This window comes from Nocardioides secundeburneus, from assembly GCF_039939255.1.
In the GTDB taxonomy this organism is placed as follows: Bacteria; Actinomycetota; Actinomycetes; order Propionibacteriales; family Nocardioidaceae; genus Nocardioides.
On sequence record NZ_JBDUUE010000003.1, the window covers coordinates 155277 to 179408 of the forward strand.

Annotated in this window: 20 protein-coding genes; 14 read left to right on the top strand and 6 right to left on the bottom strand. The window is 72.8% G+C overall.

Going from position 1 to position 24132, the window contains the following annotated elements; all coding sequences use genetic code 11:
* Complete coding sequence (locus ABFT23_RS08845; protein WP_347894307.1) at positions 1–804, bottom strand: SDR family NAD(P)-dependent oxidoreductase; 804 nt, start codon at positions 802–804, stop codon at positions 1–3.
* 146 nt (positions 805–950) lie between these two features.
* On the opposite strand from ABFT23_RS08845, the gene ABFT23_RS08850 reads away from it, so the two are divergent.
* The 6 genes from ABFT23_RS08850 to holA all read left to right on the top strand — a co-directional run bounded on the left by ABFT23_RS08850 (position 951) and on the right by holA (position 9629).
* Positions 951–1568 carry a TetR/AcrR family transcriptional regulator gene (locus ABFT23_RS08850; RefSeq protein ID WP_347894309.1) on the top strand — a complete coding sequence of 206 codons (618 nt, stop codon included), beginning with the start codon at positions 951–953 and terminating at the stop codon, positions 1566–1568.
* Between the two features lie 151 nt (positions 1569–1719).
* Positions 1720–4230 carry a leucine--tRNA ligase gene (leuS, locus tag ABFT23_RS08855; protein WP_347894311.1) on the top strand — a complete coding sequence of 837 codons (2511 nt, stop codon included), beginning with the start codon at positions 1720–1722 and terminating at the stop codon, positions 4228–4230.
* Between the two features lie 26 nt (positions 4231–4256).
* Positions 4257–5120 (top strand): DegV family protein, encoded by an 864-nt coding sequence (locus tag ABFT23_RS08860; RefSeq protein WP_347894313.1) that lies wholly within the window; start codon positions 4257–4259, stop codon positions 5118–5120.
* Between the two features lie 133 nt (positions 5121–5253).
* On the top strand, positions 5254–6261 hold the full coding sequence (locus tag ABFT23_RS08865) for a ComEA family DNA-binding protein (protein ID WP_347894315.1): 1008 nt from the start codon (positions 5254–5256) through the stop codon (positions 6259–6261).
* 4 nt (positions 6262–6265) lie between these two features.
* Entirely contained in the window at positions 6266–8617 is a 2352-nt protein-coding gene (locus ABFT23_RS08870; RefSeq protein ID WP_347894317.1) for a ComEC/Rec2 family competence protein, read from the top strand.
* 43 nt (positions 8618–8660) lie between these two features.
* The gene (gene holA, locus ABFT23_RS08875) at positions 8661–9629 is read left to right on the top strand and encodes a DNA polymerase III subunit delta (protein ID WP_347894319.1); all 969 of its coding nucleotides are present in this window, start codon (positions 8661–8663) and stop codon (positions 9627–9629) included.
* Positions 9630–9720: 91 nt separating this feature from the next.
* On the opposite strand, the gene rpsT is transcribed toward holA, so the two are convergent.
* Both rpsT and ABFT23_RS08885 read right to left on the bottom strand, forming a co-directional pair.
* The gene (rpsT, locus tag ABFT23_RS08880; RefSeq protein ID WP_347894321.1) at positions 9721–9981 is read right to left on the bottom strand and encodes a 30S ribosomal protein S20; all 261 of its coding nucleotides are present in this window, start codon (positions 9979–9981) and stop codon (positions 9721–9723) included.
* Between the two features lie 130 nt (positions 9982–10111).
* Entirely contained in the window at positions 10112–11068 is a 957-nt protein-coding gene (locus ABFT23_RS08885) for a phosphotransferase family protein (protein WP_347894323.1), read from the bottom strand.
* Between the two features lie 70 nt (positions 11069–11138).
* Between ABFT23_RS08885 and ABFT23_RS08890 the strand changes: the two genes are divergently transcribed.
* The 8 genes from ABFT23_RS08890 to hemW all read left to right on the top strand — a co-directional run bounded on the left by ABFT23_RS08890 (position 11139) and on the right by hemW (position 22119).
* Entirely contained in the window at positions 11139–12719 is a 1581-nt protein-coding gene (locus ABFT23_RS08890; protein WP_347894325.1) for an FMN-binding glutamate synthase family protein, read from the top strand.
* 85 nt (positions 12720–12804) lie between these two features.
* A complete protein-coding gene (locus ABFT23_RS08895; protein ID WP_347894327.1) occupies positions 12805–14526 on the top strand; it encodes a thiamine pyrophosphate-dependent enzyme in 1722 nt (573 codons plus the stop codon).
* Positions 14527–14615: 89 nt separating this feature from the next.
* Positions 14616–16496, top strand: coding sequence for a translation elongation factor 4 (gene lepA, locus ABFT23_RS08900; RefSeq protein WP_347894329.1), 1881 nt, complete (start codon positions 14616–14618; stop codon positions 16494–16496).
* Positions 16497–16525: 29 nt separating this feature from the next.
* Positions 16526–17386 (top strand): aminoglycoside phosphotransferase family protein, encoded by an 861-nt coding sequence (locus ABFT23_RS08905; protein ID WP_347894331.1) that lies wholly within the window; start codon positions 16526–16528, stop codon positions 17384–17386.
* 25 nt (positions 17387–17411) lie between these two features.
* Positions 17412–17987, top strand: a complete 576-nt coding sequence (locus tag ABFT23_RS08910; protein ID WP_347894333.1) for an MOSC domain-containing protein — start codon at positions 17412–17414, stop codon at positions 17985–17987.
* An 80-nt stretch (positions 17988–18067) separates the two neighbouring features.
* A complete protein-coding gene (locus tag ABFT23_RS08915) occupies positions 18068–19888 on the top strand; it encodes an AMP-dependent synthetase/ligase (protein WP_347894335.1) in 1821 nt (606 codons plus the stop codon).
* A gap of 58 nt (positions 19889–19946) precedes the next feature.
* Positions 19947–20735: a dioxygenase family protein gene (locus ABFT23_RS08920; protein WP_347894337.1), complete on the top strand. Its 789-nt coding sequence runs from the start codon at positions 19947–19949 to the stop codon at positions 20733–20735.
* 187 nt (positions 20736–20922) lie between these two features.
* Positions 20923–22119 (top strand): radical SAM family heme chaperone HemW, encoded by a 1197-nt coding sequence (gene hemW / locus ABFT23_RS08925; protein ID WP_347894339.1) that lies wholly within the window; start codon positions 20923–20925, stop codon positions 22117–22119.
* Between the two features lie 10 nt (positions 22120–22129).
* On the opposite strand, the gene ABFT23_RS08930 is transcribed toward hemW, so the two are convergent.
* The 3 genes from ABFT23_RS08930 to ABFT23_RS08940 are packed head-to-tail and all read right to left on the bottom strand — an operon-like array spanning position 22130 to position 24113.
* A complete protein-coding gene (locus ABFT23_RS08930; protein ID WP_347894341.1) occupies positions 22130–22963 on the bottom strand; it encodes a DUF3097 domain-containing protein in 834 nt (277 codons plus the stop codon).
* A gap of 36 nt (positions 22964–22999) precedes the next feature.
* A complete protein-coding gene (locus tag ABFT23_RS08935; RefSeq protein WP_347894343.1) occupies positions 23000–23200 on the bottom strand; it encodes a hypothetical protein in 201 nt (66 codons plus the stop codon).
* A gap of 40 nt (positions 23201–23240) precedes the next feature.
* Positions 23241–24113, bottom strand: coding sequence for an MBL fold metallo-hydrolase (locus ABFT23_RS08940; protein WP_347894345.1), 873 nt, complete (start codon positions 24111–24113; stop codon positions 23241–23243).
* Positions 24114–24132 lie beyond the last annotated feature (19 nt).

The following is a 24132-nucleotide window of genomic DNA, read 5'->3' on the forward strand; positions in this document are numbered from 1 at the left end:
TCACATCCCCATCCCGCCGTCGACCGACAGCCCGGTGCCGGTGACGAACCTCGATGCGTCGGAGGCCAGGAAGACCACGGCGTCGGCCATGTCGCCGACCTCGCCGAGCCGGCCGAGCGGCGTCTGCTCGACGACGGCGCCGACGGCGGCGTCGGGCGACTCGAACAGGCCGATGTCGGCCATGCTCACCGCCAGGCCCTGCCCCATCGCGGTGGGCACCAGGCCGGGGTAGACGCAGTTGACGCGGACGCCGTAGCCGAGCTTGCCGGCCTCCATGGCCGAGACGCGGGTGAGCCGGTCGACGGCCGACTTGGTGGCCGAGTAGATCGGGATGCCGGGGAAGGCGATGGTGGCGGCCACCGAGGAGATGTTGACGATGCTGCCGCCCTGCCCGGCGGCGCCGTCGGGCCGCATCGCGCGCAGGCCGTGCTTGAGCCCGAGCGCCGTGCCGAGCACGTTGACCTCGAGCATGGTGCGCACGTCGGCGGCCTCGATCTCGGTGATCAGGCTGGTGATCTCGACCCCGGCGTTGTTGACGAGCACGTCGAGGCGGCCGGTGCGCTCGACGGTGGTGGCGATCGCGGCCTCCCACGACGCCTCGTCGGTGACGTCGAGGTGCACGGCCGCGTGCTGGTCGGGCTGGTCGCCGAGCGACCCGGCCACCGTGGCGGCGAGGTCGTGCTGCAGGTCGCCGATGACGACGGTGGCGCCGGCGCGGGCGAGCGCCCGCGCCATCCCCTCGCCGAGTCCTTGGGCTCCACCGGTCACCAGGGCGGTGCGTCCGGTCAGGTCGAACACGGTCATGCGGTCTCCTCGAGCGTCGTCGGTCGGGTGCACCCCGGGATGGGGACTGTGAGGCGCGTCACCAACCTGACGGGTTTTCTGGACGACTGTCAAGAGTCTGGGTGGACGCGTGTTCTCCGAGCCGCTCGCTGTGTCACGATGGCGGCATGAGCCCGACCCGGGAGGCCCGCCGCACGCCGGCTGAGAAGCACGACGCGCGCCGCAACCAGCTGGCCGAGTCGGCGCTGCAGACCCTCGGCGAGCTCGGCTACGCCCGCGCCAGCCTGCGCGAGATCGCCACCAACTCCGAGTTCAGCCACGGCGTCGTCCACTACTACTTCCAGGACAAGCTCGAGCTGATCGTCTACTGCGTGCGCTACTACAAGGCGCAGTGCGTCACCCGCTACGACTCCGTGGTCGCCGACGCGACCACGGCCGACGGCCTGCTCGACGCCTTCGCCGCCAAGCTCGTCGAGACGCTCTCCACCGAGGCGCCCATGCACCGCCTCTGGTACGACCTGCGGGCACAGAGCATGTTCGAGCCCGGACTGCGCGACGCGGTCACCCACATCGACTCCACGCTGCAGCAGATGATCTGGCGCGTCGTCGACCGTTACGCCCGGCTCGCGGGCCGCGAGCCCGCCCTCGCGCCGGCCGCGGCCTACGGCGTCCTCGACGGGTTGTTCCAGCAGGCACTGCTCGCCCACCAGGACGGCGGCCAGGAGGTCCTCGACGACCTCGTCGCCCAGGTGCACGGCCTGATGCCGATGATGCTCAAGCCCTGACGCGCGATACGATCACGGCGTGAGCACCCACAGCCTGCTTCTCGGCCAGCCGCGCTGATCACTCGTTGATCGCGCGGCCACCCCTCCATGCGAGGGGTTTTTTCATGTCTACCCCGAGGTCCACCGCAGGGATCCCCACCAGGAGCAGCAGATGAGCACCGACCACAGCACCGACAGCGCCGGGCCGGCGGGCGAGGCGACGTCCTACGACGTCGCGAGCGTCGAGGCCAAGTGGCAGCAGGTCTGGGAGGACCTGCAGCCCTTCGTCGCCGACGACGCCGCCGTGCTCGCGGGCGAGCGCGAGAAGCGCTACGCGCTCACGATGTTCCCCTACCCGAGCGGCGACCTGCACATGGGTCACGCCGAGGTCACCGCCCTGCACGACGTCGTGTCCCGCTACTGGCGCTTCCGCGGCTACGAGGTCATGAACCCGATGGGCTGGGACTCGTTCGGGCTGCCGGCCGAGAACGCCGCCATCCGCAACGACGAGCACCCGGCCACCTACACCTACGCCAACATCGAGACCCAGTACGACTCGTTCAAGAAGTTCGGGCTGAGCTTCGACTGGTCGCGCCGGCTGCACACCAGCGACCCCGAGTACTACCGCTGGACCCAGTGGCTGTTCCTGCGCTTCCGCGAGCGCGGCCTGGCCTACCGCCGCAACAGCCCCGTCAACTGGTGCCCGAACGACCAGACGGTGCTGGCCAACGAGCAGGTCGTCGACGGCACCTGCGAGCGCTGCGGGGCCACGGTGACCAAGCGCGAGCTGACCCAGTGGTACTTCAAGATCACCGACTACGCCCAAGAGCTGCTCGACGACCTCGAGGTGCTGGCGCCGACCTGGCCCGACCGCGTCGTCACCGCGCAGCGCAACTGGATCGGTCGCTCCGAGGGAGCCCACGTCGACTTCGTCGTGCCCGGGCGCGAGGCGCCGCTCACCGTCTACACGACTCGACCGGACACCCTGTACGGCGCCACCTTCATGGTCGTCGCGGCCGACGCCGCCCTGGCCGCCGAGCTGGTCACCGACGAGCAGCGACCTGCCTACGAGGCCTACCTCGAGCAGGTGCGCACGGCGTCCGAGATCGAGCGCATGGCGACCGACCGGCCCAAGACCGGCGTGTTCCTGGGCGTCCACGCGACCAACCCGGTCAACGGCGAGCAGATCCCGATCTGGGCCGCCGACTACGTGCTGGCCGACTACGGCACCGGCGCGATCATGGCCGTTCCGGCGCACGACCAGCGCGACCTCGACTTCGCGAAGGTCTTCGACCTGCCGGTGCGCCGCGTCGTCGACGTCCCCGGCACCGACGACCCCGCCGTCACCTTCGAGGCCACGGTCGGCGACGGCGCCTACGTCAACTCGCCCCTGCTGGAGGGCGTGGAGACCAAGGCCGACGGCGTTCGCCGGGCGATCGAGCACCTGCAGGCCGAGGGCCTTGGCCAAGGCACCGTCAACTTCCGCCTGCGCGACTGGCTGCTGAGCCGCCAGCGCTACTGGGGCGTGCCGATCCCGATCGTGCACTGCGAGGCGTGCGGCGAGGTCGCCGTCCCCGACGACCAGCTGCCGGTCACGCTGCCCGAGCTGCGCGGGGCCGACCTGAAGCCCAAGGGCGTCTCGCCGCTGGCCGCGGCCACCGACTGGGTCAACGTCGACTGCCCCTCGTGCGGCGGCCCGGCCACCCGCGACAGCGACACGATGGACACCTTCGTCGACTCGTCGTGGTACTTCCTGCGCTACTGCTCGCCCGGCTACACCGAGGGGCCGTTCGACGTCGAGCTGGCCAAGGCGTGGATGCCGGCCGACATCTACATTGGCGGGGTCGAGCACGCCGTGCTGCACCTGCTGTACGCGCGGTTCTTCACCAAGGTGCTGGCCGACATGGGCATGCTCGACGTGCGCGAGCCGTTCGCCGCCCAGCTCAACCAGGGCTTCGTGATCAACCACGGCAAGAAGATGTCGAAGTCGCTCGGCAACGGGGTCAACCTCGGCGCACAGCTCGAGGAGTTCGGCGTCGACGCCGTCCGCCTCACGCTGGTGTTCGCCGGCCCGCCGGAGGACGACATCGACTGGGCCGAGATGAGCCCGTCGGGCTCGCTGCGCTTCCTGCAGCGGGCGTGGCGCCTGAGTGGCGACGTCACGTCGGCGCCCGACGCCGACCCCGCCACCGGCGACGTCGCCTTGCGCCGTGTCACCCACCGCACGGTCGACGACGCCCAGACGCTGGTCGAGAGCCACCGGTTCAACGTGATGCTGGCCCGCACGATGGAGCTGGTCAACGCCACCCGCAAGGCCATCGACACGGGCGTCGGCGGCGCCGACCCGGCCGTGCGCGAAGCAGCCGAGACCGTCGCCAAGCTGCTCTCGATGGTCGCGCCCTACGTGGCCGAGGAGATGTGGGAGCGGCTCGGCCACGCGCCGTCGGTCGCGCACGCGCCGTGGCCCGTCGTCGACCCGGCGCTTCTGGTCGAGGAGTCGGTGACCGCCGTCGTGCAGATCCAGGGCAAGGTCAAGGCCCGCCTGGAGGTCGCGCCCGACATCACCGCCGCCGACCTCGAGGCCCGGGCGCTGGCCGACGACACCGTCGTCGCCGCGATCGCCGGCCGCGAGGTGCGCAAGGTGATCGTGCGCGAGCCCAAGCTGGTCAACGTCGTCGTGTGACGTCGCGGGCCACTAGTCTCGCGCCCATGTCCCAGGTCGTGGTCGTCACCGACTCGACGGCCAGCCTCCCGCCGGACGTCGCGGCCGGGCTCGGCGTCACCGTGGTGGCGCTGCAGGTCGTCGTCGACGACGAGGTCTTCGACGAGGGTGCGCCCGAGGCGACCCCCGAGGCGGTGGCCACCGCGCTGCGGGCCCACCGCTCGGTGAGCACGTCGCGCCCGGCCCCCGAGGTGTTCCGTGCGGTCTACGCCGGCCTGGTCGACGCCGGCGCGACCGCGATCGTCTCGGTGCACCTCTCGGGCGACATGAGCGGCACGTTCGAGTCGGCCCAGGTGGCGGCCCGCGACGCGGCGGTGCCGGTGGTCTGCGTCGACACCCGCCAGGTGGGCGTCGCGACCGGCTACGCCGTGGCGGCCGCCGCACGGGCGGCGGCCGGTGGGGCGAGCGCCGACGAGGCGGCCAGGGCCGCCCGCGACGTGGCCGCGGCCTGCGCGTCGTACTTCTACGTCGACACCCTCGAGTACCTCCGCCGCGGCGGCCGCATCGGGGCCGCGGCCGCGCTCCTCGGCGGCGCGCTCGCCGTCAAGCCGCTGCTGACCATCGAGCACGGCGTCGTCGAGTCGCTCGAGCGGGTGCGGACGTCGGGGCGGGCCCTGGCGCGCCTGGCCGAGCTGGCCGTCGAGGCCGCGGGCGACGACGCCGTCGAGGTGTCGGTGGCGCACCTGGCGAGCTCCGAGCGAGCCGAGCACCTGGCCACGCAGCTCACCGAGCGGCTGGGGGAGCAGCTCGTCGGCGACGTGGGGTGCTCCGAGGTGGGTGCGGTGCTCGGGGCGCACGTCGGACCCGGGATGCTCGCCGTCTGCGTCGCGCCGGCGCCCACCGACCGGTAGGACCCCGGCCCCGGCCGGTCGCGGCCTGTGGAAACGTCCCGGAACCGTCCACAGGAGCCGTTCCCGGGGAGTTGTCCACAGCGGCCGCCCCGGCCGGTCGCCGCTGTCTCCGGGCGCGCCTAGGTTCGCCGCCATGCGCAGTCGACGACCCAGTCCCGAGCACCAGGACGCCGTGGCCCGACGGCTCGCCCTGCTCTCCGACCAGCTCGCCAGCGCTCGCGAGGAGGAGGGCGCGGCGGTGGGCGACGAGTGGTGGGGCGGGCACACCCACGTCTCGGCGCGCCCGGTGCTGCACGCCGTCACCGACGACGACGGGCCCGCGCCGCCGGTCGTGGCGCCCGACGTCCCCCAGGCCGCGCGTGCGCCCGCGCCGGCCCTGCTGCCCGAGCCGGGACGACACGCCTCGCGCCGGGCCGGGGCGTGGTCGGCCGCCCTGCCCGACACGCTCCGCGGCCGGGTCGCGCTCGGCCCGGGTCCGCTGGCGGTGGTCGCGCTGCTGGTGGCGGTGGGACTTGCCTACACCTGCTGGCAGGTCGTGCGCGACGACCCCGCACCCCAGGCCGCACCCGTGAACCCGGCCGACGGACTCGTCTCCGTGGCCGAGGGTCCGCCGCCGTCGGTGCCGCCTGCGGTGCCGCCCTCGGTGCCGTCGACGCCGTCCTCCCCGGCGCCGGGGGCGGAGGCCGGCACGGTCACCGTCGACGTCGCCGGCAAGGTGCGTCGTCCCGGCATCGTCGTCCTCGACGCCGGCGCGCGGGTCGTCGACGCCCTCGAGCAGGCAGGTGGGGCCCGGCCCGCGGTCGACCTCACCTCGCTCAACCTGGCGCGCGTGCTCGTCGACGGAGAGCAGATCCTGGTCGGGGTCGACGGTGGTGCGGCCCCGGGGCCACCCCCGTCGTCCGGCACCGGCAGCGGCACCGGCAGCGGTGGCATGGCGTCGCCGCCGGGTGCGCTGGTCGACCTCAACCTCGCCGACCAGCCCGCGCTCGAGGCGCTGCCGCAGGTCGGTCCGGTCACCGCGGCGGCGATCATCGCCTGGCGCGAGCAGCACGGTGGCTTCTCCGCGGTCACCGAGCTGCTCGAGGTCGACGGCATCGGTGACAAGACGCTCGCGGTCCTCACCCCGCTGGTGACGGTGTGACCGCGTGCCGCGCATCGACGATCCTGACCCCGGCGTCGGGCCGGGCACTGACCCGGGAACCGACCCGGGCGCCGACCTGCGCATGCCGTTCCTCGCGGTCGCCGCCTGGGCCGGCGGGCTGCTCGCCGTCGCGCCCCGCGGTGTCTGCCTCGCCGTCGTCGCCGGATCGGCCGTGGTCGGCCTGCTGGTCGCCGGTCCGAGACGCGGGCGCGGGGGCGTGGCCGCGGTGCTCGCCGCGACCGTCGTCGGGCTCGCCGTCGTCGCCTCGGCGTGGGTCCGCGTCGAGGCGACCTCGCACAACCCGGTGGCCGACCTCGCCCGCGAGCGGGCGGCCGTCGAGCTGGTCGGGGTCGTCTCGTCCGACCCGCGAGCGGTGGCGAGCCGGTTCGGCGACCAGGTCGTGGTGCGGCTGTCGGTGCGCGAGGTCGCCGGCCGGGGTGAGCGGCACCGGGTGCGGGCGCCGGTGGTGGTGCTCGGCGACCCGGCCTGGCTGCGGCAGCCGCTCGGCGCGACGGTGGCGGCGACCGGCCGGCTGGTCGAGCCCGACGATCCTCGCGACGGCGTCTCGGCGCTGCTCACCGGGGCGGGGCCGCCCACCCGGGTGGCGCCGCCCGACGTGTGGTGGCGGGGCGCCGCCGCAGTGCGCGCCTCGATCCGCGACGCGGTCGCGCACCGACCCGACGACCAGCGCGCGCTCGTCCCGGCCCTGGTCACCGGCGACGACGCCGGCCTCGACCCTGCCCTCGAAGACGCGTTCCGCACGACCGGGTTGACCCACCTGACCGCGGTCAGCGGCACCAACCTCACCCTCGTCGTCGGGTTCCTGCTCGTGCTGGCCCGGTGGTGCCGGGTGCGGGGGAGGTGGCTGGTGCCGGTGGCCGGGCTGGGCATCATCGGCTTCCTGCTGGTCGCCCGGGCCGAGCCGAGCGTGCTGCGCGCCGCGACGATGGGCACGGTCGGGCTGCTGGCCCTCGGCAGCAACGGGCGGCTCCGGGCGACGCGGGGGCTCGGCGTGGCCGTGGTGGTCCTGCTGCTGGTGCAGCCGGCGCTGGCCACGTCCGCCGGCTTCGCCCTGTCGGCGCTCGCCACGGCCGGCATCGTGCTGCTGGCGCCCGGCTGGCGCGACGCGATGGCGCGGTGGCTGCCCCGGTGGCTGGCCGAGGCGGTCGCGGTGCCGGCCGCGGCCCAGGTGGCGTGCACCCCGGTGGTCGCGGCGCTGTCGGGCCAGGTCAGCATCGTCGCGGTGCTGGCCAACCTGGTGGTCGCGCCGGCCGTGGGGCCGGCGACGGTGCTGGGGCTGGGCGGCGGGCTCGTGGCGCTGGTGTCGGCCCCCCTCGGTCGGCTGCTGGGCACGGGGGCGGGCTGGTGCGTCGGCTGGATCGCGGCCGTGGCCCGCCGTGGTGCCGAGCTGCCGCTGGCGGCCGTCGAGTGGGGCACCGGTGCGACCGCGCTGGTGGTGCTCACGGCCGCGTGCGTCGCCCTCGCGGCCGCGGCACCGTGGCTGCTCCGCTCGGCCCGGCGCACCGTGCCGCTGGTCGCCGTCCTGGTGCTGGTCACGACGGTCCGGCTCCCCACGCCGGGCTGGCCGGCCGAGGGCTGGGTGCTGGCCATGTGCGACGTCGGTCAGGGCGACGCGCTGGTGATCCGGGCCGGCCCGGGCAGCGGCGTCGTGGTCGACGCCGGCCCCGACCCGGGCGCCATCGACCGGTGTCTCGACGACCTCGGCATCGAGCAGGTGCCGTTGGTGGTGCTGACGCACTTCCACGCCGACCACGTCGACGGGCTCCCCGGCGTGCTCGACGACCGCGTGGTCGGTGCGGTCTGGACGACGTCGCTGCTCGACCCGCCCGACGCCGTCGACGAGGTGGTGGCCGAGTCCGGCGAGGTCGGCGTCGTGCCGACGCTGCCCGCCACCACGGCGACGACCGTCGGCGACGTCACCCTCCAGCCGGTGTGGCCGCCGTCCGGGGACCCGCGGGCCGGGCCGGGCGACGGCAGCACGGCCAACGACGCGAGCGTGGTCCTCGTCGCGGAGGTACGTGGCGTCCGCATCCTGCTGACCGGCGACCTCGAGCCGCCCGGCCAGGCCGTGCTGGCCCGCGAGCTGCCGAGCCTGCAGGTCGACGTCCTCAAGGTGCCGCACCACGGCAGCCGCTACCAGGACGTCGGGTGGCTGACCTCGCTCGGCGCCGACGTGGCGCTGGTGCCGGTGGGGGAGGACAACGACTACGGCCATCCGAACGCCGGCGTCCTGGCGGCGCTGGAGGAGGTCGGGGCAGAGGTCGCGCGCACCGACCTGGACGGCACCGTGGTGGTGGTGCCCGACGGCGACGGGGTGCGGCTCGTGCGGCGGTGAGGCCTGGCGCCGCACTGTCGGTGGGCTGTGCCAAGGTGGCGACATGCAAGCCGGAGACGTGCTCGGCCGGGTCACCCTCGTGACCGGCAAGGAGGAGTTCCTCAACCAGCGCACGATCCAGGTGGCGCGGGCGGCCGTGCTGGCTCACGACGCCGAGACCGAGGTGGCCGACAGCGCCGCGTCCGACCTGAGCGCGGCGACGCTCGGCGAGCTCACCGCGCCGTCGCTGTTCTCCAGCACGCGGTTCGTCGTCGTCAACGGCCTCGAGAACCTCACCGACGACGCGGCGCCCGGCCTGCTCGACTACGCCGCAGCGCCCGTCGACGACGTCGCGCTGGTGCTCGTGCACGGCGGCGGTCCCAAGGGGTCCGGCCACCTCACCAAGCTGCGCAAGCTGAAGACCGTCACCGAGCACAAGTCCGAGGAGCTCAAGGCCTCCGAGTTCCCCGGGTTCGTCACCGCCGAGGTCCGTCGGCACGGCGCGAGCATCGACAACGACGCCGCCCGCCTGCTGGTCGAGGCCGTCGGCCAGGACCTCCGGTCACTGGCCGCGGCCAGCCATCAGCTCACCAACGACTTCCCGGGCGAGAAGCTGACCGCCGACAAGGTCGGCCGCTACTTCGGTGGCCGGGCCGAGGCCAAGTCGTTCGCGGTCGCCGACCACGCCTTCAACGGGCGCCGCGAGCAGGCCCTCGAAGAGCTGCGCTGGGCGCTCGACAACGGCACCGCGGCGGTGCTGATCACCTCGGCCTTCGCCGGCAGCGTCCGCGGCCTGGCCCGCTACAAGGGCGCGCCCCGTGGCATGCGCGAGGGCGACCTGGCGCGCGAGATCGGCGTCCCGCCGTGGAAGCTCAAGACGATCCGCAGTCAGTCGCAGAGCTGGTCCGAGCAGGGGCTTGCGCGTGCGATCCGGGCTGTCGCCCAGGCCGACGCCGACGTCAAGGGCGCCGCGAGCGACGCCGCCTACGCGCTCGAGCGGCTGGTGCTCACCGTCGCAGCGCTGCGCGACTAGAGCGCATCCTCGCTCCGGCGACCGGCGACGGTGCCGACAGACGACCGCGGCCCGCCACCGAGGAGGTGACGGGCCGCGGGAGACGCCGGGCTCAGAGAGCGGCAGCCTTCTTGGAGATCGACGACTTGCGGTTGGCCGCCTGGTTCTTGTGGATGACGCCCTTCGAGGCAGCCTTGTCGAGCTGACGGTTGGCCTCACGGCCCAGCACGACGGCCTGCTCCTTGTCGCCGGACTCGGCGGCCTCACGGAACTTGCGGATCGCGGTCTTCAGACCGGTCTTCACAGCCTTGTTGCGCTCGTAGCGCTTCTGGTTCTGCTTGTTGCGCTTGATCTGGCTCTTGATGTTCGCCACGGGTGTGCCTTCGCCTCTGCTGCTCGGGGTACTGGACTGAAGTCTGGTTGCGTGCGCGCGTGGACTCAGCGTCATGGCACGCGACCCCCAAAGTTACCAGTGGGGTCCGGGGCGGCCTAATTCACGAGCCTCACTCGCCGGTCTCCCAGCCCCGCCGCTCGCACAGCCAGTCCCAGAGCACGTCGGCCTGCCAGCGCTGGTGCTCGCGGATGAACGGCGAGGTCGGAGGCACCGGGTCGTCGGCGGTCTTGAGGAAGTAGCCGATGACCAGGGCGAGCATGATGTCGACGGACTCGGGCTCGACGCCGGCGAAGGCCGGGTGCCCCGCCAGGACCGCCTCGACGTCGAGGCCGTCGCCGCGCGGACCGATGAGCAGGAAGAGCGGGTCGAGCCAGGCGGCTCCGACGACCGGCCAGTTCCAGTCGCACAGCACGGCGGTGCCGTCGGGTCGCAGGAGGATGTTGTCGTCGCGCACGTCGGTGTGCACGAGCGTGGTGCCGCCGCACACCTCGGGGTAGCGCGCGGCGAGCGCGGCCGCCTCGGCGCCGTGGGGGAGCACGAAGGTGGCGCGGGCGTAGTCCCAGTGGGCGGGCCAGCCGGCGAACGCGTCCTCGAAGGTGTCGAGCGCGAGTCCCGCGGGCGGTGGCGTGAGGTGCTCGGCGGTGGTGGCCAGCATCGAGAGCGAGGTCGTCAGGTCGGCGTCGGTCCAGGGCCGGTGGGGGGCGCGGCCCTCGACGTGCTCGATGCCGAGGACCACCCACTCGCCGTCGTCGTGGAGCCACCGCAGCCGCGGGGCCGGGACGCCGTCGGGGAGTGCAGCGAGCTTGCGGGCCTCGGTGCGGTAGGACTCGGCGAACATCCGCTGCGCCTTGACCGAGGCGGCCTTGACGAAGTGTCGCGACCCGTCGGCGCCGGTGAGCACGGAGGCGAACCCGGGCGTGAAGCCGGAGGTCTGCGAGCGCGCGTCGGCGACCGTCGTCCCGATGCGCTGCTCGACGACCGCGCGGACCCGCGGGGGCAGGTGCTGCCACTCGAGCCGCTGGGCGGTCCGGCCGACGGGCGCGGGGTAGGCACGACGCTCACTCACGCGTGGCATCCTCACCCATGGGCGGTCACCGTGACGGTCGACGTCGGCCCGGCGCTGGTAGAAACGCCTCGTGCTGCGCTTCTACGTGCTGGGTTCCCTGGTCTTCGTCGGCGCCGTCGCCACGCTCGCGGCCACCATCGGCGGTCCGGGCTGGATCCTGCTCGCCGCGGTGGCGGTGGTGCTGCTCGTGGTCGGCGTGCACGACCTGGTGCAGAAGCAGCACGCGATCCTGCGCAACTACCCGGTGATCGGGCACATGCGCTTCCTGATGGAGGAGATCCGGCCCGAGCTGCAGCAGTACTTCATCGAGCGCAACTTCGACGGCCGGCCCTACGACCGCAACACCCGCTCGTCGATCTACCAGCGCGCCAAGGGGGCCCAGGAGGAGCAGCCGTTCGGCACCGAGCGCGACCTCTACGCGGTCGGCTACGAGTACCTGGTGCACTCGAGCCGCCCGGTCGACCCGATGCCGGTGCCGCCGCGGGTGCGGGTGGGTGGCCCGGAGTGCACGCAGCCCTACGACCTGGCGCTGCTCAACGTGAGCGCGATGAGCTTCGGCTCGTTGAGCGCTCAGGCGATCCAGGCGCTCAACCAGGGCGCCGCGCTCGGCGGGTTCGCCCACGACACCGGCGAGGGGGCCATCAGTCCCCACCACCGTCACGGCGGCGACCTCGTCTGGGAGATCGGGTCCGGCTACTTCGGCTGCCGGACGCCGGACGGCGGCTTCGACGAGCGGGTCTTCGCCGAGAAGGCGGCCGACCCGCAGGTCAAGATGATCAACATCAAGCTCAGTCAGGGCGCGAAGCCCGGCCTCGGCGGCGTGCTCCCGGGGGCCAAGGTCGACGCCGATATCGCCGCGACCCGGGGCGTGCCGGTCGGCGAGACCGTCGTCTCGCCGGCGTACCACCGGGCGTTCTCGACGCCGCGCGAGCTCGTGCTCTTCGTCCGGCACGTGCGCGAGCTCTCGGGCGGCAAGCCGACCGGGTTCAAGCTGTGTCTCGGCTCGCGGGTCGACTTCCTGGCGATCTGCAAGGCGATGGTCGAGGAGGGCACGACGCCGGACTTCGTCGTGGTCGACGGCGCCGAGGGCGGCACGGGCGCCGCGCCGATGGAGTACGCCGACCACGTCGGCATGCCGCTCACCGAGGCGCTCATGACGATCGACAACGCCCTGGTCGGTGTCGGCCTGCGCGACCGAGTCAGGGTCGGGGCCAGCGGCAAGGTCGCCACCGGCGTCGACGTGGTCAAGCGCATCATCCAGGGCGCCGACTACACCAACGCCGCGCGCTCGATGATGATGGCCGTCGGCTGCATCCAGGCTCAGACATGCCACACGAACACCTGCCCGGTGGGCGTCGCGACGCAGGACCCGAAGCGCACGCGGGCGCTCGACGTCCCGACGAAGACGCAGCGCGTCGCCAGCTACCAGCGCGAGGTGATGACGGCGGCGACCAAGGTCGTCGCCTCGATGGGCCTGCACTCCTTCGACGACCTCGCCCCGCACCAGCTGCGCCGCCGGGTCGACCACCAGACGATCCGCTCCTACGCCGAGATGTTCGACTACCTCGCTCCCGGCCAGCTGCTCACCGATGCACCGCCGGCCTGGCGCGCCGACTGGGACGCCGCCGACCCGGACCGCTTTACGCCCTGAGCCAGGTGCGGGCCGCCCGCATCCTGCCCCCGCACCCGTCACTCCGGGTGGTCCCACGAGCCGGGGCGAGTGCCAGCGTGGACACATGACCACCATCGCCGAGCACCTCGTCGAGTCCCTGGCCGAGCACGGCGTCACCCAGGTCTGGGGGGTCGTCGGCGACGCGCTCAACCCGGTCACCGACGCCATCCGGCGCGAGGACCGCATCGAGTGGATGGGAGTGCGGCACGAGGAGGTCGCCGCGTTCGCCGCCGGCGCGCAGGCGCAGCTGACGGACCGCCTGGGTGTCTGCATGGGCACGGTCGGGCCCGGCGCGATCCACCTCCTCAACGGGCTGTACGACGCCAAGAAGTCGCACACGCCCGTGCTGGCCATCTGCGGCCAGGTGCCCCGACCCGACATCGGCAGCGACTTCTTCCAGGAGGTCGACAACGACGTGCTGTTCAGCGACGTCGCCGTGTTCACCGCGACCGTGACGAGCGAGAAGCAGCTGCCCGGCATCGTCGAGCAGGCCGCCAACGCCGCCCTGACCGAGCGCGGGGTCGCCGTGCTCACGTTGCCCGGCGACGTCGGCGGGCTCGAGCTGCCCAGCGCCGTCGCGCCGGGTCGGTTCGCCCGACCCGCGGCCGCCGCCGGACCGGACCTGCAGTCCCTGGGCGCGGCCGCGGCCGCGATCAACGTCGCCGAGCGGGTGACGATGCTCGTCGGGCGCGGCGCGCGACCGGCCCGCGCGGCCACCCTCGCGCTCGCCGAGCGACTGGCGGCGCCGATGGTGATCACGCTGCAGGCCAAGGAGGGCTTCGAGGGCACCGACCACGAGGTCGGTCTGTCCGGACTGCTGGGCGGACCGGCCAGCAAGGTCGCCTTCGACGGCTGCGACCTGCTGCTGATGGTCGGCACCGACTTCCCCTACGTGGAGTTCCTGCCCGAGGGTGTCCCGGTCGTGCAGATCGACCACGCCGGCCGCCACATCGGACGCCGCGCGGTCGTCACCCACCCGGTCGTCGGCGACGCCGGGGAGACGGTCGAGGCCCTCCTCCCGCTGGTGCAGGCCAAGACCGACCGCGCGCACCTCGACGCCGCCCGGTCGAGGCACGAGTCGTGGCGCGAGCGTCAGCAGTCGTTCGTCGACCCCGACTACGACCGCAAGCCGAAGGGGCTGCTGCGCCGCAAGGTCGACAACCCCGACGCGCGGGTGCGGCCCGAGCTGCTGGCCGCCACGGTCGACCGGCACGCCGCCGCCGACGCCGTGTTCACCGCCGACACCGGGATGTCGACGACCTGGCTCGCCCGGTTCGTGCGCATGACAGGCGGACGCCGGCTGCTCGGCTCGTTCAACCTCGGCTCGATGGCCAACGCGATGCCGCAGGCCTTGGGCGCCGCTGCCCTCGACCGCACGCGCCAGACGATCGCGTTCTGCGGCGACGGCGGGCTCACCATGCTCCTGGGCGACCTCCTCACCGCCGCCTCGCACGACCTCCCGGTCAAGATCGTGGTCTTCGACAACGGCAGCCTCGGCATGGTCAAGCTCGAGATGGAGCAGGCCGGGCTGCCGGCCTTCGGCACCACCCTGCACAACCCCGACCTCGCCGCCGTCGCCCGGGCCACGGGTCTGCACGGCATCCGGGTCGAGGACCCGCACGACGTCGACGCCGCGGTTCGCGACCTGCTGGCCCACGACGGTCCGGCGCTGCTCGACGTGGTCACCAGCGCCGACGAGATCGCCGTGCCGCCCCGGCCCACCCTCGCCCAGGGCTGGGGCTTCGCCATCGCCAAGACGAAGGAGTTCGTCGAGTCGCCCGAGTGACCCAGGGACACCCCGGGCCGGCCCGGCGAGGACGGCGTCCGGTCACCGAATTCGCCGGGCCGGGCCAGCCTGGAACAATGGGGCGCACCATGTCCCTGCCTGCTGACGCGCCGAAGCCCGGATCGACCGACCCGAGCATCATCCGCAACTTCTGCATCATCGCCCACATCGACCACGGCAAGTCGACGCTGGCCGACCGGATGCTGCAGCTGACCGGCGTGGTCGACGAGCGGGCCGCGCGGGCGCAGTACCTCGACCGCATGGACATCGAGCGCGAGCGTGGCATCACGATCAAGAGCCAGGCCGTGCGCATGCCCTGGACCGTGCCGGCCGACAACGAGGCGGGTGCCGAGCCCGGCACCTACATCCTCAACATGATCGACACCCCCGGCCACGTCGACTTCACCTACGAGGTGTCGCGCTCGCTCGAGGCGTGCGAGGCCGCCATCCTGCTCGTCGACGCCGCCCAGGGCATCGAGGCGCAGACGCTGGCGAACCTCTACCTCGCGATGGGCGCCGACCTGCACGTCATCCCGGTGCTCAACAAGATCGACCTGCCCAGCGCCAACCCGGAGAAGTACGCCGCCGAGCTGGCCGGCCTCGTGGGGTGCGAGCCCGACGACGTCCTGCGGGTCAGCGCCAAGACCGGGCTCGGGGTCGCCGAGCTGCTCAGCCACGTCGTCGCCGAGACGCCGGCGCCCGTGGGCGACGCCGACAAGCCGGCCCGTGCTCTGATCTTCGACTCGGTCTACGACACCTACCGCGGCGTGGTCACCTATGTGCGCGTCGTCGACGGCGCACTGACCCACCGCGACCGGATCAAGATGATGTCGACCGGGGCCACCCACGAGATGCTCGAGATCGGCGTCATCAGCCCCGAGCAGGTCAAGGCCGGCGAGCTCGGTGTCGGCGAGGTCGGCTACCTCATCACCGGCGTGAAGGACGTCCGTCAGTCCCGGGTCGGCGACACCGTCACCACGCAGCACCACGGCGCCGTCGACGCCCTCGGCGGCTACAAGCACCCGAACCCGATGGTCTACGCGGGTCTCTACCCGATCGACGGCGACCAGTACGGCGAGCTGCGCGAGTCGCTGGAGAAGCTGCAGCTCAACGACGCCGCCCTCGTCTACGAGCCCGAGACCTCCGGCGCGCTCGGCTTCGGGTTCCGCGTCGGCTTCCTGGGCCTGCTGCACATGGAGATCACCCGCGAGCGCCTCGAGCGCGAGTTCGGCCTCGACCTCATCTCGACCGCGCCCAACGTGGTCTACGAGGTCGCCATGGAGGACGGCTCCGAGATCGAGGTGACCAACCCGAGCGAGTTCCCCGAGGGCAAGATCGCCGAGGTGCGCGAGCCGGTCGTCAAGGCCACCATCCTCAGCCCGAGCGACTACATCGGCACGATCATGGAGCTGTGCCAGACCAAGCGCGGTCAGCTCGGCGGCATGGACTACCTCTCCGAGGACCGCGTCGAGATGCGCTACACGCTGCCGATGGGCGAGATCGTCTTCGACTTCTTCGACCAGCTCAAGTCGCGCACCAAGGGCTACGCCTCGCTCGACTACGAGCGCTCCGGCGAGCAGGCCGCCGACCTCGTCAAGGTCGACATCCTGCTGCAGGGCGAGCCGGTCGACGCCTTCAGCGCAATCGTGCACAAGGACGCCGCCTACGCCTACGGCGTGATGATGGCCGGCAAGCTCAAGGAGCTCATCCCGCGCCAGCAGTTCGAGGTGCCGATCCAGGCCGCCATCGGCGCGCGCGTGATCGCCCGCGAGAACATCCGCGCGATCCGCAAGGACGTCCTCGCCAAGTGCTACGGCGGCGACATCACCCGCAAGCGCAAGCTGCTGGAGAAGCAGAAGGAGGGCAAGAAGCGGATGAAGATGGTCGGCCGCGTCGAGGTCCCCCAGGAGGCGTTCGTCGCCGCGCTCTCGAACGACGGTGCCGGCTCGTCCGAGAAGGGCAAGAAGTAGCCGTCGTCCTGCCGCCCGGCGTGGCGGCGATGGCCACCCGCGGGCCCGGCTGGGCCGCGTGGGTCGACGCGCTGCCGCGCCTCGTGCGCGACCTGCTCGACGAGTGGTCGCTCACGCCGGACGGCGACCCGACCCACGGCGAGTGCGCGCTCGTCGTCCCGGTGCTCGACGCCGACGGGCAGCGCGCCGTCCTCAAGGTGCACCGCCCTGACGACGAGTCCGAGCACGAGCACCTCGCCCTGCAGCACTGGCACGGCCGTGGCGCCGTCCAGCTGCTGCGGGCCGATCCGCGCCGCTACGCCCTGCTGCTCGAGCGGCTCCACCCCACCGACCTGTCGGAGCTGTGGGACCTCGAGGCCTGCGAGGTCGTCGCCGGTCTCTACGGCCGGCTGCACGTGCCGGCGCCGCCGCAGCTGCGCCCGCTCACGTCGTACGTCGCGCGCTGGACCGAGGGTCTCGCCGCGCTGCCCCGCGACGCGGGCGTGCCGCACCGCATGGTCGAGCAGGCCGTGTCGCTGGGGCGCTCGTTCGTGGACGACGCGGCGAGCGTCGGCACGATGATCCACGGCGACCTGCACTACGAGAACGTGCTCGCCGCCGACCGCGAGCCGTGGCTGGCGATCGACCCGAAGCCGGTGAGCGGCGACCCGCACTACGAGGTCGCGCCGCTGCTGTGGAACCGGTGGGACGAGCTGGCCGGCGACGTGCGCGGGGGAGTGCGCCGTCGCTTCCACGCCACGATCGACGCCGCCGGGCTCGACGAGGACCGCGCCCGCGACTGGGTCGTCGTCCGGATGCTGCACCGGGTGCTGTGGGAGATCGAGGACGGCGACCCCGACCCGGTCTCCATCACGACGATGCTGACGATCGCGAAGGCCGTGCAGGACTGAGCCCGGGGCGCGAGACGATGGCGTCATGGCAGACGCAGTCCTGCGCTCGGTGAACGTCGGCCGGCCCCGCCCGGCGTCGTGGACGACGATCGGGCGCACCTCGATCGAGAAGACCACGCTCACGGTGCCGGTCGCCGTCGGCCCGCTGGGGCTCGACGGCGACGAGGTCTCGAACACCCGCCACCACGGCGGCCCCGACAAGGCGGTCTACGCCTTCGCCCGCGAGGACCTCGACCGCTGGGCCGAGACGTTCGACCTGCCGGTGCCCGACGGCACGTTCGGCGAGAACCTCACGACCGAGGGCCTCGACGTCAACGGCGCCGAGATCGGCGAGCGGTGGCGCATCGGCGACGACGTCGTCGTCGAGGTCACCATGTTCCGCACGCCGTGCCAGACCTTCAAGGCCTGGATGGGCCGCAACGGCTACGACGAGCGGGCCTGGGTGCGCCGGTTCGCCGACGACGGGCGCCCGGGGGCCTACCTGCGCGTCGTCGTCCCCGGTCTGGTGCAGGCCGGCGACCCCGTCGACGTGGTGCACCAGCCCGGCACCGGCGTCACGGTGGCCTCCTGGTTCGGCGACGTCGTGCGGAGAACCGGATAGGCCTGTCGGTGGTGTGGCGTAGGGCACTAAGTTACTCATCAGCAACCGATCGCCACTCTCGGCCGGACCCTGGAGCCTCGATGCCCGTCAACCGTGACACCTCCTTCGTCGACCACCTCACCCAGAACGTCGCCCTGCTCTTCCTCGAGCGCGTGGAGAAGTCCCCGGGAAGCGAGGCCTTCCGCTTCCCGCGCGGCGAGTCGTGGGAGTCGGTGACCTGGAGGCAGGCCGGCGACCAGGTGCAGCGGCTCGCCGCCGGCCTGCTGTCGCTCGGCCTCGAGCGCGAGCAGCGCGTCGGCATCGCGTCGGGCACGCGCTACGAGTGGATCCTCGCCGACCTCGCCGTCATGTGCGCGGGCGGCGCGACCACCACGGTCTACCCGAGCACCAACGCCGAGGACACCGCCTACATCCTCGGCGACTCCGAGTCGCGCTTCGTCTTCGCCGAGGACGACGAGCAGCTGGCCAAGCTCGACGAGCAGGCCGCCAAGCTCGACCAGCTCGCCACGATCATCACCTTCGACGGCACCGCCGACGGTGATCGCGTCATCACGATGGACCGCCTGGGCGAGCTGGGCGACGCCTACCTGGCCGAGCACCCGGGCGCCATCGCCGAGATCGCGGCCGCCATCCCGGCCGAGGCGCTGGCCACGCTGATCTACACCTCGGGCACGACCGGGCGCCCCAAGGGCGTCCGCCTCACGCACCGCGCCTGGGTCTACGAGGGTGCGGCCATCAAGGTCCAGGACATCCTCGACGAGACCGACCTGCAGTTCCTGTGGCTGCCGATGGCCCACTCGTTCGGCAAGGTCCTGCTGTCCGCGCAGCTCGCCTGCGGCTTCGCAACCGCCATCGACGGCCGCGTCGACAAGATCGTCGACAACCTCGCCGTCGTGAAGCCCACCTTCATGGGCGCCGCGCCGCGCATCTTCGAGAAGGCGCACGCCCGCATCGTCACGATGCAGGCGTCCGAGGGCGGGCTGAAGGAGAAGATCTTCAAGCAGGCCTTCGCCGTCGGGACGAAGGTCGACGAGCTCACCACGGCCGGCAGGTCGGTCCCACTGCCGCTCAAGCTGCAGCACGGCCTGTTCGACAAGCTCGTCTTCAGCAAGGTGCGCGACCGGTTCGGCGGCCGCGTGAAGTTCTTCATCTCCGGCTCCGCCGCCCTCAACCCCGAGATCGCGGCGTTCTTCCACGCCGCCGGCGTGCTCATCCTCGAGGGCTACGGCATGACCGAGAACGCCGCCGGCGCCACGGTCAACCATCCCGACGAGTACAAGATGGGCACCGTGGGCAAGGCGCTGCCCGGCGCCGAGGTGAAGATCGGCGAGGGCGACGAGGTCCTCCTGCGCGGCCCGCACGTGATGGCCGGCTACCACAACAACCCGGAGGAGACCGCGAAGGCCGTCGACGCCGACGGCTGGCTGCACACCGGCGACAAGGGCTCCCTCGACAGCGAGGGCTTCCTGACCATCACCGGGCGCATCAAGGACCTCTTCAAGACCTCGGGCGGCAAGTACATCGCGCCGTCGTCGATCGAGGCGAAGTTCAAGGCCATCTGCCCCTACGCCAGTCAGTTCATGGTCTTCGGCAACGACCGCAACTTCGTGGTCGCGCTGATCGCCCTCGACCCCGACGCCATGGCCGGCTGGGCCGAGGAGAACGGCATGGCCGGTGCGTCCTACGCCGACGTCGTCGCCTCCGACGCCGCGAAGGCGATGGTGGGCGGCTACGTCGACGAGCTCAACGCCAAGCTGAACCGGTGGGAGACGATCAAGAAGTGGGAGATCCTCTCCGAGGACCTCTCGATCGAGTCCGGCGAGCTCACCCCGTCGCTCAAGGTCAAGCGCAACGTCGTCGAGGCCAACAACAAGGAGCGCATCGACGCGTTCTACGGCTGATCACCCGCTCACCGGGCTCGCACAGCGACCGCACAGACGCGACCCGCATCGTAGGGGCATGAGCAGCCACGACCACGACGGCGTCGAGGAGCACGACCTCGGCCTCACCCACGACCTGACCCGCATCCGTGAGCAGCGGCAGCGGCTCGGACGACGGGGGCTGCTCGGCGTCCTCGGCGGGCTCGGTGCCGTGGCCGTCGTCGGGTGCGCGACCGACAGCGGCGGCACGGCGTCCGAGACCACGACATCGGCGGGCAGCCCCGGCGGCCCCGGTGGCACGCCGCCCGACGGCGTGACGGGCGGCGCCAGCAGCGTCGAGGTCGCCGAGGGCGAGATCCCCGAGGAGACCGCCGGCCCCTACCCGGGCGACGGCTCCAACGGGCCCGACGTGCTGGGGCAGTCGGGCGTCGTCCGCAGCGACATCACGACGAGCTTCGGCAGCGCGAGCGGCACGGCCGAGGGCGTGCCGGTGACGGTGCGCATGAAGGTCTACGACCTCGACGGCACCGACGCCACGATCCTCGAGGGTGCCGCGCTGTACCTGTGGCACTGCGACCGCGACGGCAGCTACTCGATGTACGACGGCGACGCGGTCGACGCCAACTACCTGCGCGGCGTGCAGGTGGCCGACGCCGACGGCGTGGTCGAGTTCACGACGATCTTCCCGGCCTGCTACGCCGGACGGTGGCCGCACATGCACTTCGAGGTCTACCCGAGCGTCGACGAGGCGACCTCGGCGGAGAACAAGCTGCGCACCTCGCAGCTCGCGATCCCCGAGGCGACCTGCGCCGAGGTCTACGGCGTCGCGAGGGCTACGACGCGAGCGTCTCGACCTTCTCGCAGGTGAGCCTCGACTCCGACGGCATCTTCTCCGACGGCTACTCGCTGCAGATGGCCGCCGTGACCGGCTCGGTCGCAGACGGGTACACGTTCACGCTCAACGTGCCGGTCTGACGTCGTCCACCGGGGCGGTGCGTGAGCCACGGCCCCGGGCCGGATTCGGTGGCTCACCCACCGCCCCCGAGACTGGAGGCATGCCGTCCGCCCTGCCTCCCGGTGACCCGGTGCCGGACGACGGCGCGCTGCCGTCGACGGCGCTGCGCGACCTCGGCGCGGGCGGGCTCTCGTTCTACGTGCACGTGCCGTACTGCTCGGTGCGCTGCGGCTACTGCGACTTCAACACCTACACCGCCGACGAGCTCGGCCCGGGGGTGAGCCGCGCCACCTACGCCGCCCAGGCGGTCGAGGAGGTCCGGCTCGCGCGCGGCGTCCTCGGCGACCGCGACCTGCCCGTGCACACCGTCTTCCTCGGTGGCGGCACACCGACCCTCCTGCCGCCGTCCGACCTCGGTGCGGTGCTCGCCGCGATCGACGCCGAGTTCGGGCTGGCTCCGGGCGTCGAGGTGACCACCGAGTCGAACCCCGACTCGGTCACGCCGGCCGACCTCGAGGCGCTGCGGGAGGCCGGCTACAACCGGATCTCGTTCGGCATGCAGTCGTCGGTGAGCCACGTGCTGCGGGTGCTCGACCGCACGCACGACCCCGAGCGGGTGCCGCGGGTGGTCGAGGCGGCTCGCGCCGCCGGGTTCGACAACGTCAGCCTCGACCTGATCTACGGCACGCCGGGGGAGTCGCTCGCCGACTGGGAGACCTCGCTCGACACCGCGCTCGCCTGCCGGCCCGACCACGTCTCGGCCTACGCCCTCATCGTCGAGGACGGCACGGCCCTGGCGCGCAACGTGCGGCGCGGCGTCGTCCCGATGCCCGACGACGACGACCTCGCCGACAAGTACGTCGCCGCCGACGAGCGGCTCACGTCGGCGGGGCTGGGCTGGTACGAGGTCTCGAACTGGGGCGAGCCGTGCCGTCACAACCTGGCCTACTGGCGCGGCGCCGACTGGTGGGGCGTCGGCCCGGGCGCCCACTCGCACGTCGGCGGCACCCGCTGGTGGAACGTCAAGCACCCGGCGGCCTACGCCGAGCGCATCGCAGCCGGTCGCTCGCCGGCGCACGCCCGGGAGGTGCTCGACGACGAGACCCGCCGGGTCGAACGGGTGCTGCTGGAGGTCCGGCTGCGCGACGGGCTGCCCCTCGGTGTGCTCGACGACGCCGGACGGGCCGCCGTGCCGCAGGTCGTCGCCGACGGTCTGGCGAGCGTCGAGCGGGACCGGCTGGTGCTCACCGACCGCGGCCGGCTGCTCGCCGACGCGGTCGTGCGCGACCTGCTCTGAGAGACTGCGGTCAGTCCTCGGCGGTCACGAAGTCGATGAGCTCCTCGACGCGGCCGAGAAGAGCGGGGTCGCAGTCGGCGAAGGAGTCGACGCGGCCGAGGATCTGCTTCCAGGCGCGGGCGATGTCGGCCTGGGTGTCGTGCGGCCACCCGAGGGCGGCGCAGACGCCCTTCTTCCACTCCACCTCGCGCGGCACGTCGGGCCAGCGCTCGAGGCCGATGCGCTCGGGCTTGACCGCGGCCCACACGTCGACGAAGGGGTGGCCGACGACCAGGACGTGCGGGCCCTCGACCTTCGCGGCGACGCGCTGCTCCTTCGAGCCGGGCACGAGGTGGTCGACGAGCACGCCCACCTTGCGCGTGGGGCCGGGGCCGAACTCGGCGAGCACCGACTCGAGGTGGTCGACGCCGTCGAGCAGCTCGACGACGACGCCCTCGATGCGCAGGTCGTCGCCCCACACCTTCTCGACGAGCTCGGCGTCGTGGCGGCCCTCGACGAAGATCCGGCTGGCTCGCGCCACGCGTGCCTTGGTGTCGTGCACCGCCACCGAGCCGGACGCCGTGCGCGTCGGCTTGGCCGGGGCGACCTGACGGATCGGCGCGACCAGCACGACCGGCTTGCCCTCGAGCAGGAAGCCGGGGCCGAGGGGGAAGGTGCGCCGCTTGCCGCGACGGTCCTCGAGCGTGAGGGTGTCGAGGTCGCGGTCGACGGCGACGACCTCGCCCACGAAGTCGGTCATCACCTCCTCGACGACGACGCCGAGGTCGGCGGTCGCCTCGGTGGCGCGGCCGCGCTTCGGGACGCGCCAGTCGCCGCTCAGGACGTCGGTGCCGTATCGATCCACCTCGCCGACGCTAGGGCGCGGACCGGGGCGCGGGCGTCAGGACGCGCCGTCGTCACCGTCCTGTGACCCGGTCGACCGGTCGTCGGACTGCTCGGGCCGCTTGCCGTCGGTGAGCAGGTCGCCGACCGTCTCGTTGTCGCCGAGGCCGTCGGCGAGCGGGTTGTCCTCGCCCGGGCGCACGTCGTCGGGCAGCTGGTCGTCGTCGATCGCCTCGGGCGCCGGGTCGGTCTCGCTCATCTCGCGACCGTAGGCCGCGCCCGGGCGCCGTCGCCTCACCTCAGAGCAGGGGAAGTCGCTTCTGCGACCGGGGCAGGTGCTCGTAGCCGCGGACGACGGCGTCGGCGAGGTAGCGGGCCGGGAACGGCCACTGCTCGGCCGCGCCCAGCGCCTCGTCGACCCGCACGCCCCGGCCGGCGAGGTCGCGGATCGTCTCGGCGACGATGCCGATGTCGTTGCGCTGCTGCTCGACGAACTCGCGGTCGACGACGGTGCCGTGCCCGGGCACGACGACGGTCGACCGGGTGCAGAGGCCGAGCACGACGTCGAGGGTGAGCGGCCACTCGAGCGGCCAGCACTCGGCGCCGAAGCCGGGGGTCGCGTCGCGGTCGGCGGACTCCTCGATCAGGTCGCCGGCGAGCACGACGTCGGCGTCGGGCACCCGGACGACGGCGTCGCCGGCGGTGTGGCCGCGCCCGGGGTGGACGAGCTCGACGTAGCGGTCGCCGAGGTCGAGCACGCGCGCCGAGGAGAACGTGTGGTCGGCGACCACGATCTCGGTGGCCAGCACCTCGGCGCGGTGCGGGTCGGCGGCCTCTCCGGCCTCGGCCTCGTAGAGGGCCTGGACGCGGCGTCCGGCCGCGAGCGTCGACTCGGCCGCGCTCTCGTGGGCGTGGATCGGGACGTCGCCGTAGGCCGCGCGCAGCGTGGCGTTGCCGAAGGTGTGGTCGAAGTGCTCGTGGGTGTTGACGACCTCGACCACCTCCCCGGCACCGAGGGCGCGGACGTCGTCGACGACCTCACGGGCCGCCTCGGCGGAGGCGTGGGTGTCGACGACGAGCAGGCCGCGGTCGCCACCGACGACCGTGACGTTGACGTCGAACCAGGGGTAGCGCGCCACCCAGACGCGGTCGGCGATCTCGGTGAAGGGCACCCGGCCGTTCTAGCAGAGG